Source organism: Duganella fentianensis, from assembly GCF_964031615.1.
GTDB lineage: Bacteria > Pseudomonadota > Gammaproteobacteria > Burkholderiales > Burkholderiaceae_D > Rugamonas > Rugamonas fentianensis_A.
The window spans coordinates 73,693-87,293 of the sequence record NZ_CAXIQN010000004.1 but is presented as its reverse complement, the minus strand read 5'-3'; the positions used below and the strand labels follow the sequence as shown (position 1 = coordinate 87,293).

At 61.5% G+C, this 13,601-nt stretch carries 13 protein-coding genes; 5 read left to right on the top strand and 8 right to left on the bottom strand.

What is annotated here, in order from left to right; translation table 11 throughout:
- Window positions 1-55: 55 nt before the first annotated feature.
- Window positions 56-961 (bottom strand): TraB/GumN family protein, encoded by a 906-nt coding sequence (locus ABNT42_RS02350; RefSeq protein ID WP_348693501.1) that lies wholly within the window; start codon window positions 959-961, stop codon window positions 56-58.
- Between the two features lie 38 nt (window positions 962-999).
- On the opposite strand from ABNT42_RS02350, the gene ABNT42_RS02345 reads away from it, so the two are divergent.
- Genes ABNT42_RS02345 through pabB form a run of 3 tightly spaced genes read left to right on the top strand, consistent with a single transcriptional unit; the run spans window position 1,000 to window position 4,224 of the window.
- Window positions 1,000-1,728 (top strand): HAD-IA family hydrolase, encoded by a 729-nt coding sequence (locus tag ABNT42_RS02345; protein ID WP_348693498.1) that lies wholly within the window; start codon window positions 1,000-1,002, stop codon window positions 1,726-1,728.
- A 49-nt stretch (window positions 1,729-1,777) separates the two neighbouring features.
- Window positions 1,778-2,359: a nucleoid occlusion factor SlmA gene (gene slmA, locus ABNT42_RS02340; protein WP_348693495.1), complete on the top strand. Its 582-nt coding sequence runs from the start codon at window positions 1,778-1,780 to the stop codon at window positions 2,357-2,359.
- 2 nt (window positions 2,360-2,361) lie between these two features.
- On the top strand, window positions 2,362-4,224 hold the full coding sequence (gene pabB / locus ABNT42_RS02335; RefSeq protein ID WP_348693492.1) for an aminodeoxychorismate synthase component I: 1,863 nt from the start codon (window positions 2,362-2,364) through the stop codon (window positions 4,222-4,224).
- A 30-nt stretch (window positions 4,225-4,254) separates the two neighbouring features.
- Here the strand turns inward: pabB and ABNT42_RS02330 are convergent, their stop codons facing one another.
- Window positions 4,255-4,614: a DUF1428 domain-containing protein gene (locus ABNT42_RS02330; protein ID WP_348693489.1), complete on the bottom strand. Its 360-nt coding sequence runs from the start codon at window positions 4,612-4,614 to the stop codon at window positions 4,255-4,257.
- A gap of 117 nt (window positions 4,615-4,731) precedes the next feature.
- Entirely contained in the window at window positions 4,732-5,685 is a 954-nt protein-coding gene (ftrA, locus tag ABNT42_RS02325) for a transcriptional regulator FtrA (RefSeq protein WP_348693486.1), read from the bottom strand.
- 95 nt (window positions 5,686-5,780) lie between these two features.
- On the opposite strand from ftrA, the gene ABNT42_RS02320 reads away from it, so the two are divergent.
- Window positions 5,781-6,185 carry a rhodanese-like domain-containing protein gene (locus ABNT42_RS02320; RefSeq protein WP_348693483.1) on the top strand — a complete coding sequence of 135 codons (405 nt, stop codon included), beginning with the start codon at window positions 5,781-5,783 and terminating at the stop codon, window positions 6,183-6,185.
- A gap of 32 nt (window positions 6,186-6,217) precedes the next feature.
- On the opposite strand, the gene ABNT42_RS02315 is transcribed toward ABNT42_RS02320, so the two are convergent.
- Window positions 6,218-6,814 carry a glutathione peroxidase gene (locus ABNT42_RS02315; RefSeq protein ID WP_348693481.1) on the bottom strand — a complete coding sequence of 199 codons (597 nt, stop codon included), beginning with the start codon at window positions 6,812-6,814 and terminating at the stop codon, window positions 6,218-6,220.
- 210 nt (window positions 6,815-7,024) lie between these two features.
- On the opposite strand from ABNT42_RS02315, the gene ABNT42_RS02310 reads away from it, so the two are divergent.
- Window positions 7,025-8,113, top strand: a complete 1,089-nt coding sequence (locus tag ABNT42_RS02310) for a PHB depolymerase family esterase (protein WP_348693478.1) — start codon at window positions 7,025-7,027, stop codon at window positions 8,111-8,113.
- Here the strand turns inward: ABNT42_RS02310 and ABNT42_RS02305 are convergent.
- The 4 genes from ABNT42_RS02305 to ABNT42_RS02290 are packed head-to-tail and all read right to left on the bottom strand — an operon-like array spanning window position 8,085 to window position 13,564.
- Window positions 8,085-9,539, bottom strand: coding sequence for an NAD-dependent succinate-semialdehyde dehydrogenase (locus ABNT42_RS02305; RefSeq protein ID WP_348693472.1), 1,455 nt, complete (start codon window positions 9,537-9,539; stop codon window positions 8,085-8,087). The two genes, ABNT42_RS02310 and ABNT42_RS02305, sit on opposite strands and share 29 nt — an antisense overlap.
- Window positions 9,540-9,588: 49 nt before the next feature.
- Window positions 9,589-10,431: a polyphosphate kinase 2 family protein gene (locus ABNT42_RS02300; protein WP_348693469.1), complete on the bottom strand. Its 843-nt coding sequence runs from the start codon at window positions 10,429-10,431 to the stop codon at window positions 9,589-9,591.
- Window positions 10,428-12,053, bottom strand: a complete 1,626-nt coding sequence (locus tag ABNT42_RS02295; RefSeq protein ID WP_348693466.1) for an NAD(P)-binding protein — start codon at window positions 12,051-12,053, stop codon at window positions 10,428-10,430. The genes ABNT42_RS02300 and ABNT42_RS02295 overlap by 4 nt, the downstream gene beginning before the upstream one ends.
- On the bottom strand, window positions 12,053-13,564 hold the full coding sequence (locus ABNT42_RS02290) for a polyamine aminopropyltransferase (RefSeq protein ID WP_348693464.1): 1,512 nt from the start codon (window positions 13,562-13,564) through the stop codon (window positions 12,053-12,055). Before ABNT42_RS02290 ends, ABNT42_RS02295 begins: the two co-directional genes overlap by 1 nt.
- Between the last annotated feature and the right edge of the window lie 37 nt (window positions 13,565-13,601).

Below are 13,601 nucleotides of genomic sequence, written 5' to 3'. Positions count from 1 at the left end.
CCCCCGCTCTAGAATTTTTATCCGACAGCCCTGTCAGGCTTTGTTGCGTCCTGTTTCAGTACAGCCGCTCCACCTTCAGGCCGCGCTGGCGCAGCAGTTCCGGCACGCTGTACTGCCCTACCAGATGCAGGATGCCGATCGCTGCCACCGCGTTATCCGCCTGCTGCATCAGACGCTGCATACCGTCGGCCAGCGCCGGATTGCGCCCTTCCAGCAGCACTTTCTGCACGAAGCGTCCCGAATAGCTGTCATCCTGCTCGGCCTTGCTGGCCAGCGCATCGAGCGCCGCAGCATCGGCATGGCGCCATGCATCACCGATAGCGCGCGCCTGGCTGGCCTGTTCACGCGATTCGATACCGGCAATAGCTTCCTGCAAAAAGATTAACTGCTGCGCCGCGTCCATGCTGTCGAACAGCGCCATCTGGCTTTCGGCCGATTCCAGCTCCACCACCTGCTGGCCACGCTTATGCGCCTGCTGCGACAGATAGGAATCTACCGCCAGCGCCGTGCTGTAGCCCTGATTGGAAAACTCGGAAATAGTCAGCACGCTGGCCAGTAACCACGGCTTCATGGCGGCCACGCTGGCGGCTTCGATGTGATACTCGCGCAGCAGCCGTTCCAGCCGCAGCCGCCACGCTGTCGACAGTGCGGGCACATTGCTCCCTCTAGCCTGCATACCAAAGCGCTGCACCACTTTCGCCAGCGCCTGCTGGTCACCCAGCGGATCGATCTCCAGCGCCAGCACGGGTGCCTGCTCCAGTAGCTGTGCTAACTGCGGTTCGAGCGGATAGAAATCGGCAGCGCCCACATGAATAGTGCCGAACAGGTAGAGTGTGCGGCCGGACTGCTCGATCTTGAACAGCGCACCATGGCGCGTGCCACTATTTTCAGCATGGACCGAGACGGGCGAGAGCAGCAGCGCGAGCAAACTGCAGAACATCACTATAATCTGACGCAGCATGACACCCTTTTTCAGCAAATCCGACGTGAACAATTGAAGTGAGCATTATTACCCGCAAAGACACGGTGTGGCTATTCGATCTCGATAACACCCTGCACAACGCCTCGCATGCGATTTTCCCCGCCATCATGGGGCGCATGAACGACTACATTGCCCGCGTACTGGGAGACGGCACCACGCCGGCCACACCGGAGCAGGTGGAAGCCGCGCGCACGGGCTATTGGCGCCGTTACGGCGTAACGATGCTGGGACTGGTCAAGCACCATAACGTAGATGCCGCCCATTTTCTGCACGAGACGCACAATCTGGAACAGCTGCAGAGCATGATCCGCGCCGAAACAGGCTTGCGCCAGCTATTGCGCCGCCTGCCCGGCCGCAAAATCCTGCTGACCAATGCGCCGCACCGCTATTCCACCAAGGTAGTACGCCATCTGGGCCTGCAGCGCCAGTTCAGCCACCACGTGGCAGTGGAAGCCATGACGGTGCACGGCAAGATGCGTCCCAAACCATCGCGCCTGCTGCTGCGTAGCCTGCTGCGGCGCCAGCAGCTGCGCCCAGGCCGCTGTGTGCTGGTGGAGGATACGCTGGCCAATCTGCGCACTGCCCACCAGTTAGGCATACGCACGGCATGGGTCACCCAGTACCTGACGCTGGAAGACACGGCGGGCATGGCACACCAGCAAAAACGCTTAATTCGCCCCGCTTATGTCGATGTCAAAGTAAAATCTGTCCGACAGCTGCCGGCCCGCCTGCACCATTTGCGCTAACACCCTGCTAGCAGCCTAACCGATTCGACCACCACCACTGCGAGATCACATGGCAAGCACACCGCCGGGCCAACGCCGCATGCAGATACTGCAAGCACTGGCCGAAATGCTGGAACAGCCCAAGGGCGACCGGATTACCACTGCTGCGCTAGCGCGCAAGCTGGAGTTCTCCGAGGCGGCGCTGTACCGCCATTTCGCCAGCAAGGCGCAGATGTTCGAGGGGCTGATCGAATTTATCGAATCGACCGTGTTCGGTCTGATCAACCGGATTACCGAACAACAGAGCGACGGCTTGCTGCAGGCGCGTGATATGGTGGGCATGCTGCTGAATTTTTCAGCACAGAACCCCGGCATGACGCGCGTGCTGACAGGCGAAGCACTGGTCAACGAGGACGAACGGCTGCAACTGCGCATGAACCAGTTCTACGATAGGGTAGAACTGGCGCTGAAACAGGCGCTGCGCATCGCCGCCAGCGAAGGCCAGACGCGCGAGGCCGATGTGCCGGCGCGCGCCAGCATGCTGGTCAGCTTCGTGATCGGACGCTGGCACCGTTATGCCAAGAGTGGCTTCAAGAATAACCCCACACAGGACGCACCGCTGCAAATTGCCTTGCTGCTGACTTCAGTTTAACCATGGATGTAGAAGTATTCGCGCTGCTGGACGACGCCAGCCCGCACAACGCACCAGCCACCGCTGGTGCGCCGCACCGCTCACGCCTGTACACCGGCCATCTGGCCACCCTGCGCTGCCAGCACATAGGCCTGTGGCCGCAACTGCTGGAGCAGATGCAGACAGCGCTCACGCAAGGCGCCTATGCCGTCAGCGTGTGTCATTACGAACTCGGTGAACAGCTACTGCAACTGGATGGCGTCGATGCCGCGCCACCCATAGAACTGGCGCAGATACTACTGTTCGCGCGCTGCGACCTGCTCGATAGTGCACAAGTTGGCGCATGGCTGGCGGCCCGCAGCGCTACGTCGGAGAGTGCCAGCGCTGCGACCGTGCCAGCCGGCATCGCCAACATCCGCCCGAATATCGACCAGCCGGCCTTCAGCGCCGCGCTGGCGCGCATCCACGATTACATCGCGGCGGGCGACACCTATCAGGTCAACTACACCTACCGGCTGCGTTTCGACGCCTATGGCAGCATCTATGCGCTGTACGCGCGCCTGCGCGAGCGCCAGCCCGTGCCGTATGGCGCGCTGCTGCAACTGGACGATGGCAGTGCCATCCTGTCGCTGTCGCCGGAACTGTTCGTACGCCATCAGGATGGCGTGCTGACGGCGCGCCCCATGAAAGGCACGGCACCTGCCAGCACCGACGACACCGAAAACCAGCGCCGCGCACAGGCACTCGCCGCCGACAGCAAGAACCGCGCAGAGAATCTGATGATCGTCGACCTGCTGCGTAACGACGTCGCGCGCATCGCCACCACCGGCAGCGTGCAGGTGCCGGCTCTGTTCGACGTGCAGCGCTACAGCAGCGTGCTGCAGATGACCTCGACCATCACCGCGCAACTGCGCGACGATGCCACGCTGGCCGAAATTTTCGCCGCACTCTACCCTTGCGGCTCCATCACAGGCGCGCCCAAGCGCCGCACCATGGAAATCATCCGCGAACTGGAGCCAGACCCGCGCGGCATCTACACGGGCGCTATTGGCTGGTTCGATCCGCGCAGCGATGGAAAGGTAGGGGATTTCTGCATGTCCGTTCCCATCCGCACGCTGGCTTTGCAGGCACCGGATGCTACGCGCGGTGTGCGCCACGGTGAAATGGGCGTGGGCGCGGGGATCGTGTTCGATAGCGACGCGGCCGAAGAGTTTGCCGAGTGCCAGCTCAAAGCGCGCTTCCTGACAGGGCTGCAAAGCCAGTTCGAGATTTTCGAAACGCTGCAGGCCAGCCACGCGGGTGCCGCACATCAGGCGCGCCATCTGGCGCGGCTGGCCACTTCGGCGCACTACTTCGGCTATCCATGGGATGCTGCTGCGGCAGATGCTGCGATAACGCAGGCCTGCGCCAGCATGACGCCGCAACAGACCTACCGTTTGCGACTGGCACTCTCGACCAGTGGCGCATTCTCCGTCCAGCAAGCCGTCATCACGCCGCTGGCCACGCCCGTCAAGCTGCTGCTGGCTGCCGATGCTACCAGCGCCAGCGATCTGTTCCTGCGTCATAAAACCAGCATCCGCACGCGCTACGACGCCGCATGGCGCGCGGCCGAAGCGGCCGGCGGTTTTGATACGCTGTTCTTCAACGAACGGGGCGAACTGACGGAAGGTGGTCGCAGCAATGTGCTGGTGAAAATCGGTGGCCGCTGGCTGACACCGCCGCTGTCGTGCGGCCTACTGCCGGGCGTGATGCGCGCCGTGCTGCTGGACGATCCGCAGTGGCAGATTCAGGAAGCCGTGATCACGCGCGCCATGCTGCAGCAGGCCGAAGCCATCATGGTCTGCAATGCCTTGCGCGGCGTGATGCCAGCCGTGCTGGCCAGCTAGCCTTCGCGCGGCGCAGCGTACCTTGCAGCCTTACAGATCGATCAGCATTTCAAAACCGCCGTAAATCATGCGCTTGCCATCGAAGGGCAGATTTTTCTGATCCATGAAATGCGCCATGCGGGGATCGTTCATGGCTTTATCGTTGATGGCATCGCGCTCGGCGCGCGAGCCATAGACTATCCATGAAAACACGACCACCTCGCCCTCGCGCAAATCCACGCTGAGAGGAAACGAAGTGACTTTGCCCGGTGGTATGTCGTCACCAATACATTCGCGGAACTCGCGCGCACCGTATTCTTTCCAGATCGCGCCGCACTGGCGCGACATATCGAGATAGGCCTCAAGGTTTTCCTTGGGCAGCGGAATCACAAACCCGTCGACATAAGCCATGCTGTTCTCCTTCTCCGTCCAGAATTCCAGAGTAGCCAGTTTGGCGCGCAATCACAAGCACCGCACGATACGGCAGCAAGCCCGTACCGCACCAGGCAACCGGCAGCGCTAGACAAGCTAGGCGACGGCAAAGCGCTTGCGGTAGGCACCGGGCGAGGTCGCAGCAAGACGACGGAAGTGATGACGTAGCGATTCTTCCGAAGCAAACCCCGTACGCTCGGCAATCTGCGCCAGCGGCACATCGGGCACTTCCAGCATTTCCTTCACCAGTGCCACGCGCTCGCGGATCAGCCATTCCAGCGGCCCCATGCCGGTGGCCTGCTGAAACTGGCGCTGCAAGGTACGCGGGCTCATGGCTGCCTGCTCGGCCATGCTGGCCACCGTGTGCCGCAGCGCGGGATGGCTACGCAGCCAGTCCATCAGGCGCGACAAGCGCCCTGCTTCACTGTGTGCCATGGGACGGGGCAGAAACTGCGCCTGCCCGCCTTCACGGTGCGGCGCCACCACCAGCCGCTGCGCCACCTGATTGCCGACCTTCGCGCCATAGTCGCGCCGCACCAGATGCAGCAGCATATCCAGCCCCGCGGCCGACCCGGCCGCCGTGATCAGCTGGCCATTATCCACATACAGATCATCGGACTGCACCTGTATCTGCGGATAGCGCTGCGCCAGCTTGTCGGCATAGCGCCAGTGGGTAGTGGCAGGCTTGCCATCGAGCAGACCCGCCGCTGCCAGCACGAACACGCCGGAACAGATCGAGCACAGGCGCGCACCGCGCTGATATGCAGCCCGCAGTTGTTCCAGCAGTGCCGCTGGCGGCATTTCATCGGCATCGCGCCAGCCCGGTATGACGATGGTATCGGCCTGCGCCAGCAATTCCGGCTGATACGGCGCCTGCACCATGATGCCACCCGCCGCGCGGATCGGCCCTTGTTCGATAGCGCAGACAGCAAAGTCATACCAGTCCACCTCCAGTTCGGGGCGTTCCAGCGCGAATAGTTCCACCGTGCAGCCAAACTCGAAGGTGCACAGACGGTCATAGGCGAGAGCCACTACCAGATGTTTTTTCATGGCGTGATCTTAACGCATCTTGGCTTATGCGCCACTACTGTGGCCGTGCCGCCCGCGCCACAATGGCAACATCCACCACCACTCAAGGAGTCAACATGTCCTCTGCCTCGCGCGTCAGCGCCATTCCCGCCGCCAGCAGCAACGCTGCCCTCGCCTATTTCGAAGACCAGTTTCGCTACGAAACGGACTGCTGGGATGTGCACGATGCGCTCAACAACGGCCCGCACGACTTCGTGCTGCTCGATGTACGGGGTACGGAAAAATATCAGGCTGGGCATGTGGCCGGAGCACTCGATCTGGCGCACGGCAAGATCATTGCGTCCAAACTGGCACACTACCCGCAGGACACGCTATTCGTGGTGTATTGCGCCGGTCCCCACTGCAATGGAGCAGCGCGTGCGGCAGTACGGCTGGCGCAACTGGGACGCCCCGTGAAAGTGATGCCGGGCGGGATCACCGGCTGGCTGGATGAAGGATTTGCGCTGGTTAGCGGCACCTAAACGATACCGGCACCGCCAACCAGCCGGCGGGCTTACATGGCCAGCGCTTTTTCGACAGCGCTGACCAGCTGCTTGTCGTTCGGGGTGACTTTGCTGCCGAAGCTTTCCACCACATTGCCCTTACGGTCGATCAGGTATTTGTGGAAGTTCCATGCCGGCGTCTTGCCGGTAGCCTTGATCAGGTTGACGTACAGGGGATTCGGTTCCTTGCCGGACACCATGGATTTGGCGAACATGGGGAACTTCACGCCGTAGGTGTTGAAGCAGAAATCAGCAATTTCCTTGCTGCTGCCCGGTTCCTGCTGGCCAAAGTCGTTGGACGGGAAGCCCAGCACCACCAGCCCCTTGCCACTGTATTTGGCATACATGGCTTCCAGCCCTTCGTACTGGCTGGTGAAGCCGCAATAGCTGGCCGTATTCACCACCAGCACCACTTTACCGGCGTACTGGCACAGATCCTGTGGCGCATCGTCCTGCAAACGCTTGAAGGTCTGCTTCAGAATGGCAGGGCAGCTTGCCGCGGGCGTACTGGCTGCAGACGCGGCAGACGGCGTCTGCGCCGATACCGAAGTACTGAGCAGCATGGTCAGAGAGGAAACCAGGCACAACTGAGCAAAGGTCTTGGACATGATGGTTCGCCGAAATAAGTAAAAAAATAATTCTATTCCAAAAGCCAACACTTCGCTGCGCAGCGCTTTTTTTTGCAGCTGCGCAGCCGGCACACGATTGAGGCAGATTAAACCTTCCCCTCGTCGGCAATCCACACTGGATCGCAGAAGCGCGAAGGAAGAACCATGAAATGGGATGCCACAGGGCGAAGCCGGCTAGCTGTGTTGCGAATGCCACTGCTGATGTTGATGCTGATGTTGATGCTGATGTTGCTACTGATGCTAACCAGCACAACAGGCGCGCTGGCACAGGTGGAATTACTGCCGCCCATGGCAGCGGGACAGGTCAGCGTATCGGGGCTGTCCTCAGGCGGCTACATGGCCGTACAGTTCGAAGTGGCTTTCTCGGCCACGGTGCGCGGCGCAGGCATCATTGCTGGCGGGCCGTATTTTTGCGCGCAGGGCAGCGTCTACACGGCGACCACCCGCTGCAGTTGTACCAGCGATATCTTTGCCTGCCGCGTCCATCCGGGCGGCACCCGCATTGCCGACCTAATCGTGCTCACCGACTGGTTTGCCGCCGATGGCGCCATCGATCCGCCCGAAGGGCTGGCTAGCCACAAGGTATGGCTGCTGTCGGGCAGCGTGGACAGCGTGGTGCCGCAACCGGTGATGACGGACCTGTACAACTACTACCGCCACTACATGGCGGCCAGCCAGATCGTCTACCGCCGCATGCTGCCAGCCGAACACGCGCTGCCCACCGACCAGTACGGCAACCCCTGCGCCCATCTGGGCAGCCCCTACCTCAACAACTGCACCTACGACGCTGCCGGCCAGCTACTGCAATGGATCTACGGCCCGCTACTACCCCGCAACAGCGGTCCGCCCGCAGGCCACGTGCTGGCGTTCCTACAGAGCGAGTTCCTGCCCTTCCCCACCCTGCATGGCATGGCGACGGTCGGCTATCTGTATTTGCCAAAAAGCTGTGAGGACAGTGCCGGCGCAGGCTGCCGACTGCATGTGGCGTTCCATGGCTGCCTGCAGGACATCGACAGCATAGGCACCACCTTCATCGACCATGCCGGCTACAACGCCTGGGCCGACAGCAACCGCCTGATAATTCTCTATCCGCAGGCGTCTGCCATCGCCCCCAATCCGGAGGCATGCTGGGACTGGTTTGCCTACGACGATGCGCGCTACGCCCTCAAATCCGGCCACCAGATGGCGGCCATCAAACGCATGGTGGACAGGCTGACAGGCGTGCAGCCTGCCACCAGCACAAGTCCGTCTAGATGCCGCCCAGACAGATGTATTTGATGACGAGGTAATCGTCGAGGCCATAGTGCGAACCTTCGCGCCCCAGACCGGACTGTTTGACGCCGCCGAACGGTGCAATCTCGTTAGAGATCAGCCCCGTGTTGACGCCCACCATGCCAGTTTCCAGCCCTTCCGCCACGCGCCAGACGCGGCCGATATCGCGCGAATAGAAATAGCTGGCCAGCCCGAACTCGGTGGCGTTGGCCAGCGCCAGCACTTCCTCGTCGGTGTGGAAGCGGAATAGCGGTGCCAATGGGCCGAAGGTTTCATCGGTCGCCACCAGCATGGAATTATCCACATCCGCTATCACGGTCGGCTCGAAGAAGCCGTGACCGAGCGCATGACGCTGGCCGCCCAGCAGCACACGGCCGCCCTTGGCCACGGCATCGGCCACATGCTGCTCCACTTTCTGTACGGCTTTCTCGTTGATCAGCGGGCCTTGGGTAACACCGTCCTCAAAGCCATTGCCCACCTTGAGCTTGCGTGCAGCCGCCACCAGCTTTTCAGCAAACTGCTCGTACACGCCGTCCTGCACGTAGATGCGGTTGGCACACACGCAGGTCTGGCCCGCATTGCGATACTTGGACGCCAGCGCGCCCTCCACTGCCGCATCGAGATCGGCATCGTCGAACACGATAAAGGACGCATTGCCGCCCAGTTCCAGCGACAGTTTCTTGATGGTGGGTGCGCTTTGCGCCATCAGCAAGCGTCCCACGGCAGTAGAGCCGGTAAAGGTCAGCTTGCGCACGATGGGGCTGGCACTCAGTTCGCCACCGATGGCGACAGGATCGCCCGTCACCACGCTGAATACGCCGGCCGGCACACCGGCCCGCTCGGCCAGTTCGGCCAGCGCCAGTGCACAGAATGGCGTGGCTTCGGCTGGTTTCAAGACCATGGTGCAGCCTGCGGCCAGCGCCGGCCCCACTTTGCGGGTAATCATGGCAATCGGGAAGTTCCACGGCGTGATGGCAGCGCATACGCCAATCGGCTCCTTGGTCACTAGCAGACGCCGATCCGGCCATGGCGATGCCAGCGTTTCACCGGCAATGCGCTTGGCTTCTTCGGCAAACCATTCAATAAACGAAGCGCCGTAAGCCACTTCGCCCCGTGCTTCGGCCAGCGGCTTGCCCTGCTCGGCCGTCATCAGCTGTGCCAGATCTTCCGCATTGGCCAGTATCAGGTCATTCCAGCGGCGCAGGATGGCCGCGCGTTCCTTGGCAGTTTTCTTGCGCCATGCGGGCCAAGCCGCGTTGGCTGCGGCAATCGCGGCGCGGGTTTCGGTGGCGCCCATCAGCGGCACGCTGCCCAATTGCTCTCCCGTGGCGGGGTTGTGCACGGCCAGCGTGGCGCCATTGTCGGCATCGCACCATGCACCGTTCACATAGGCCTGCTGACGCAGCAGGCTGGTGTCTTTGAGTTGCAGCATAGCTTCTCCTGTCAAAGAATTACTATGCCACAGACTGCGCTACGCTGTTTTACTCCACCGTGAAAGAGGACAGGTCCGGATGGGGTGGCGGATAGTGCAGATCCATGTGCTCGAGCGTTTCCAGCAGCAGGCTGGCGATCACCAGATTACGGTGGGTCTTGGAATTGGCTGGAACCACATACCACGGTGCATGGGGCAGATTGGTGGCGCGGATCGCATCCTCGTAGGCGCGCTGGTAGGCAGCCCATTTTTTACGCTGCTCGATATCGGCCGGATTGAATTTCCACTGCTTGTCCGGATCATCAAGCCGCTCCTGCAAGCGCTGGCGCTGTTCTTCCTTGGAGATATGCAGGAAAACTTTGACGATCACCGTGCCCGTTTCGGCCAGCATGCGCTCGAAATCGCGAATCTGGGCATAGCGGCGCTGGCATTCGTCCCCATCGATCATGCCCTGCACGCGCGTAATCAGCACATCTTCGTAATGGCTGCGGTTGAAAATCGCGATCTCGCCTTTGACAGGCACCTGCTGGTGCACGCGCCACAGATAATCATGCGCCAGTTCGTTATCGGTCGGCGCCTTGAACGCCACGGCGCGCACGCCCATCGGGTTGACGCGGCTAAACATGGCACGCACCGTCCCATCCTTGCCGGCCGTATCCATGCCCTGCAACACCAGCAGCACCTTCTTGTTGTGCTGCGCATACAGCTTGTCCTGCAAGGCCGAAATGCGGTCAATTAGCTCGCCCGTGCGCTTGATATCGAGCGCCTTGGCTTTGGCCTTGGACAGTTCGGGATTGGCCGTACGGCTGGAAAATACTGCCTTGCCTGCGTCAGCTTCACGCAGTTTCAGGCGGGGCGAGGCGCGAAAGCGCTGGCGGGCGTTATGGGTCATGCAGCTAGCATACCACTGGCAGCAAGCTGCGCCGCGCGGCAGCCCCACCATGCAGCTTCCTCGAACACGGAAAAGCCCGACAGATCGGCATGGGCAAACAGGATGCGTCCCTCATGCTCGCGCAGCGCACGCACACCGGCATTGCTGCGGAAGCGCGGCAAAGGCGCCGCCATGGCGTGGCCGCGCAAAGTGATATCGACGCGCTCGACACACGATACAAACTCGCTGCCGTATGCCGTCTGCAGATCGGCGCTGGCCAGCGCCAGCAGTTCTTCCGGCCTGGCCGCCAGCAGCCATTTGCGCGCGCTGACGGGATCACGGTCGGACAGCGCCACATAGGCACTGAACACGGTTTTTTCCGGTGGCCGCACGCGGATATCTTGATGGGTGGACACCACATAGCCGAGTCCCGGTTCGCTGTACACCACGTTATCCCAGCACAGCGGCTGATCCGGCAGTTCATGCGGGAAGCGCTTGAGCAGGAAATTCGCCACCAGCCACGGCGCATACGCAGGGCTATGTTTGGCCGGATCGAAACCGTAGGAGCCGATATTCTCCACCACGCGCGCCGCCACATACAGCGGCATGGCGCAGATGGCTTTGCGCGCCCGCACCAGATAGCTGTGCGGCTGGCCATCCTTGAGCGTAAAGCACAGCGCTTCGATGCCCGTCGCCGTTTCCTTCAGCGACACCACGGTGCCGCCGCGGCGCTGTATGCCGGACGCGCGTTCCAGCCCGCTGGCCAGCGGCTGCAAGCCGCCCGGCCACGTCAGCCACGCACCATTGCCCGCATTGGCCGCCTGTCCCCAGCGGCTGCAGTAGTAGTGCAGCCCTGCCCACGCCGACACCTGATCGTAGCGGGTGCCGTAATCGTCGCGGCAGCAGTAGTTGAGATACCAGTGCAGCGTGGGCGCCGTGTAGCCGTTCTGCGTCAGCCAGTCCTTCAGCGTGATCTGATCGAGCGCCTGCCATTGCGGGTCTTCTGACGACAGCACGGTGGGAAACACGAACACGCGCCGGCCATCGCTGCCACGGGTCTGGCGCAGGCGCGCCACCTCGGCGAAAAAGCGCGCCTGCTGATCGCGCTCCCATTGCGGCACGCCCTCGGTGGGAATAAAGCCTTCCTGCCAGTGGCCATCTTTGAGCAAGCGTTCTTCCGGCGCGTGCAGAATAAAGCGCTCGTCATAGGTGGGCTGTTCGGCATAGGCATCCTTCTCGATGATGCCCAGATCGGCCAGTATCTCGCGCACATGCACGGATTCGGGCGACGGCAACGGCAGGTAGTGTGCGCCGGTAGGATAGGCGTATTCGCCGAATGCGCCGCCGGCCGCATTGCCATATGGTTGCGGACCGTCGATCATCAGCATGTCGCGTACACCGAGCTTGTTGAGCTTCCACGCAGCCGTCAGGCCGGCCACGCCGGAGCCAAGGATGGCGACGCCCGTCTCTATCACTTCGGACGGCGGCGGCAAGGTGCGGCGGTCGCGCAGATAATGGCCTTCGTCACGCCCCGGATAATGCACGGTGGGCGTGACTTCGCGCCAGCGCAGAAAACCGGCCACGCTGCCTGCGGCCAGCGCACCGGAAGCGCCAGCCCACAGCAGAAACGAACGGCGCAGCATCAGCGGATCACCCTGCGCCAGTCCTGCTCGAATTCATGCACCAGCGACTGGGTGTTCAGCCGATTCGGCGCCATCGGCAGGCGCTGCATATCGGGCGGGAAGCTGAACATCTCGCGCGTGGTGTCGGCATTCAGATAGCGCATGGGCAGGCGGTAGCTGGTAGGCGGCTGGTATTCCGCCTGCGGCGTGGCGAGGATGAAGCCCCATTCACCAAACGATGGCACATAGGCGTGGTAAGGGTAAGTTTTCAGCCCGACTTCGCGCAAGGTGGCATCGATAGTCCAGTAGGCATGCGGCGCGAAGAATGGCGAAGTCGATTGCACCACCATCAGACCATTGGCTGCCAGATGCTTTTTCACCATGCCGTAGAACGGAACGGAATACAGCTTGCCCAGTGCGAAGCTGGACGGATCGGGGAAATCGACGATCACGGCATCGAACATATCGTCGTGCTGTTCCAGCCAGATGGCCGCATCGGCATTAATCACCTGCACGCGCGGATCGCTGAACGAACCGTGATTGAGCTTCACCAGTTCTTCGCGCTTGCTGAAAGCGCCCGTCATGGCCGGATCGAGATCAACCAGCGTCACATGTTCGATCTGTGGATAACGCAGAATTTCGCGCAGCGCGAGACCATCCCCGCCACCCAGCACCAGCACCCGCTTGGCCCATGGCAGCGGTTGCAGCACAGGATGCACCAGCGCTTCGTGGTAGCGGTACTCGTCGCGCGAGGAAAACTGCAGATTGCCGTTGATGTACAGGCGCAGGTCATCCTTCCAGTGGGTAATCACCAGCCGCTGATAGGGCGTGGTAGTGGCAAACACGATTTCATCGCCAAACAGACCATGTTCACCCCAGTAAGTCAGCTTGTCGGCAAAAGCAAAGCCGAACACCAGCACGCACAGCACACTGGCGGCACGCAGCATGCGCCCTGCTACATTCTGTAGCTCTGTGCGGAACACGCTAATTGTCCACAGGGCCACGCCCACATTCAGCATGCCGAACAAAAAGCCCGTACGCACCAGCCCCAGATACGGCGCCAGCACCAGCGGGAACAGCAGCGACACGGCCAGCGCCCCCAGATAATCGAAAGTCAGTACGCGACTCACCAGTTCATTGAACGCCGTCTGACGTGCATTCAGTGCGCGCATCACCAGCGGCACTTCCATGCCGACGAAAGCGCCGACCAGAAACACCATCACATACAGCAGCGTGCGGAATGGCGCCGCCATCCACGAGAAAGTCAGAAACAGCAGCGCAGCGGATAAGCCACCGACTAGCCCCACGGCCAGTTCGATATCGACAAAGCGGGCCAGCACGTCTTCATCGCGCACATATTTGGACAGATGGGCACCCACACCCATAGCAAACAGATAGCAACCAATGATGGTGGAGAACTGCAGGATCGAGTCGCCCAGCAGATAGCTCGACAGCGCACCGGCGATCAGTTCATAGGCCAGACCGCAGGAAGCCACCACAAAAACGGACAGGATCAGAATCTTTTTGTTCATTCGTCGATTTTGCACTATTATCAAGTCAACCACTTTA

Coding starts and splice junctions, on each gene's coding strand:
- ABNT42_RS02350 (WP_348693501.1), bottom strand. CDS start 961: ATGCTGCGTCAGATTATAGTGATGTTCTGCAGTTTGCTCGCGCTGCTG.
- slmA (WP_348693495.1), top strand. CDS start 1,778: ATGGCAAGCACACCGCCGGGCCAACGCCGCATGCAGATACTGCAAGCA.
- pabB (WP_348693492.1), top strand. CDS start 2,362: ATGGATGTAGAAGTATTCGCGCTGCTGGACGACGCCAGCCCGCACAAC.
- ABNT42_RS02330 (WP_348693489.1), bottom strand. CDS start 4,614: ATGGCTTATGTCGACGGGTTTGTGATTCCGCTGCCCAAGGAAAACCTT.
- ftrA (WP_348693486.1), bottom strand. CDS start 5,685: ATGAAAAAACATCTGGTAGTGGCTCTCGCCTATGACCGTCTGTGCACC.
- ABNT42_RS02320 (WP_348693483.1), top strand. CDS start 5,781: ATGTCCTCTGCCTCGCGCGTCAGCGCCATTCCCGCCGCCAGCAGCAAC.
- ABNT42_RS02315 (WP_348693481.1), bottom strand. CDS start 6,814: ATGTCCAAGACCTTTGCTCAGTTGTGCCTGGTTTCCTCTCTGACCATG.
- ABNT42_RS02310 (WP_348693478.1), top strand. CDS start 7,025: ATGCCACTGCTGATGTTGATGCTGATGTTGATGCTGATGTTGCTACTG.
- ABNT42_RS02305 (WP_348693472.1), bottom strand. CDS start 9,539: ATGCTGCAACTCAAAGACACCAGCCTGCTGCGTCAGCAGGCCTATGTG.
- ABNT42_RS02300 (WP_348693469.1), bottom strand. CDS start 10,431: ATGACCCATAACGCCCGCCAGCGCTTTCGCGCCTCGCCCCGCCTGAAA.
- ABNT42_RS02295 (WP_348693466.1), bottom strand. CDS start 12,053: ATGCTGCGCCGTTCGTTTCTGCTGTGGGCTGGCGCTTCCGGTGCGCTG.
- ABNT42_RS02290 (WP_348693464.1), bottom strand. CDS start 13,564: ATGAACAAAAAGATTCTGATCCTGTCCGTTTTTGTGGTGGCTTCCTGC.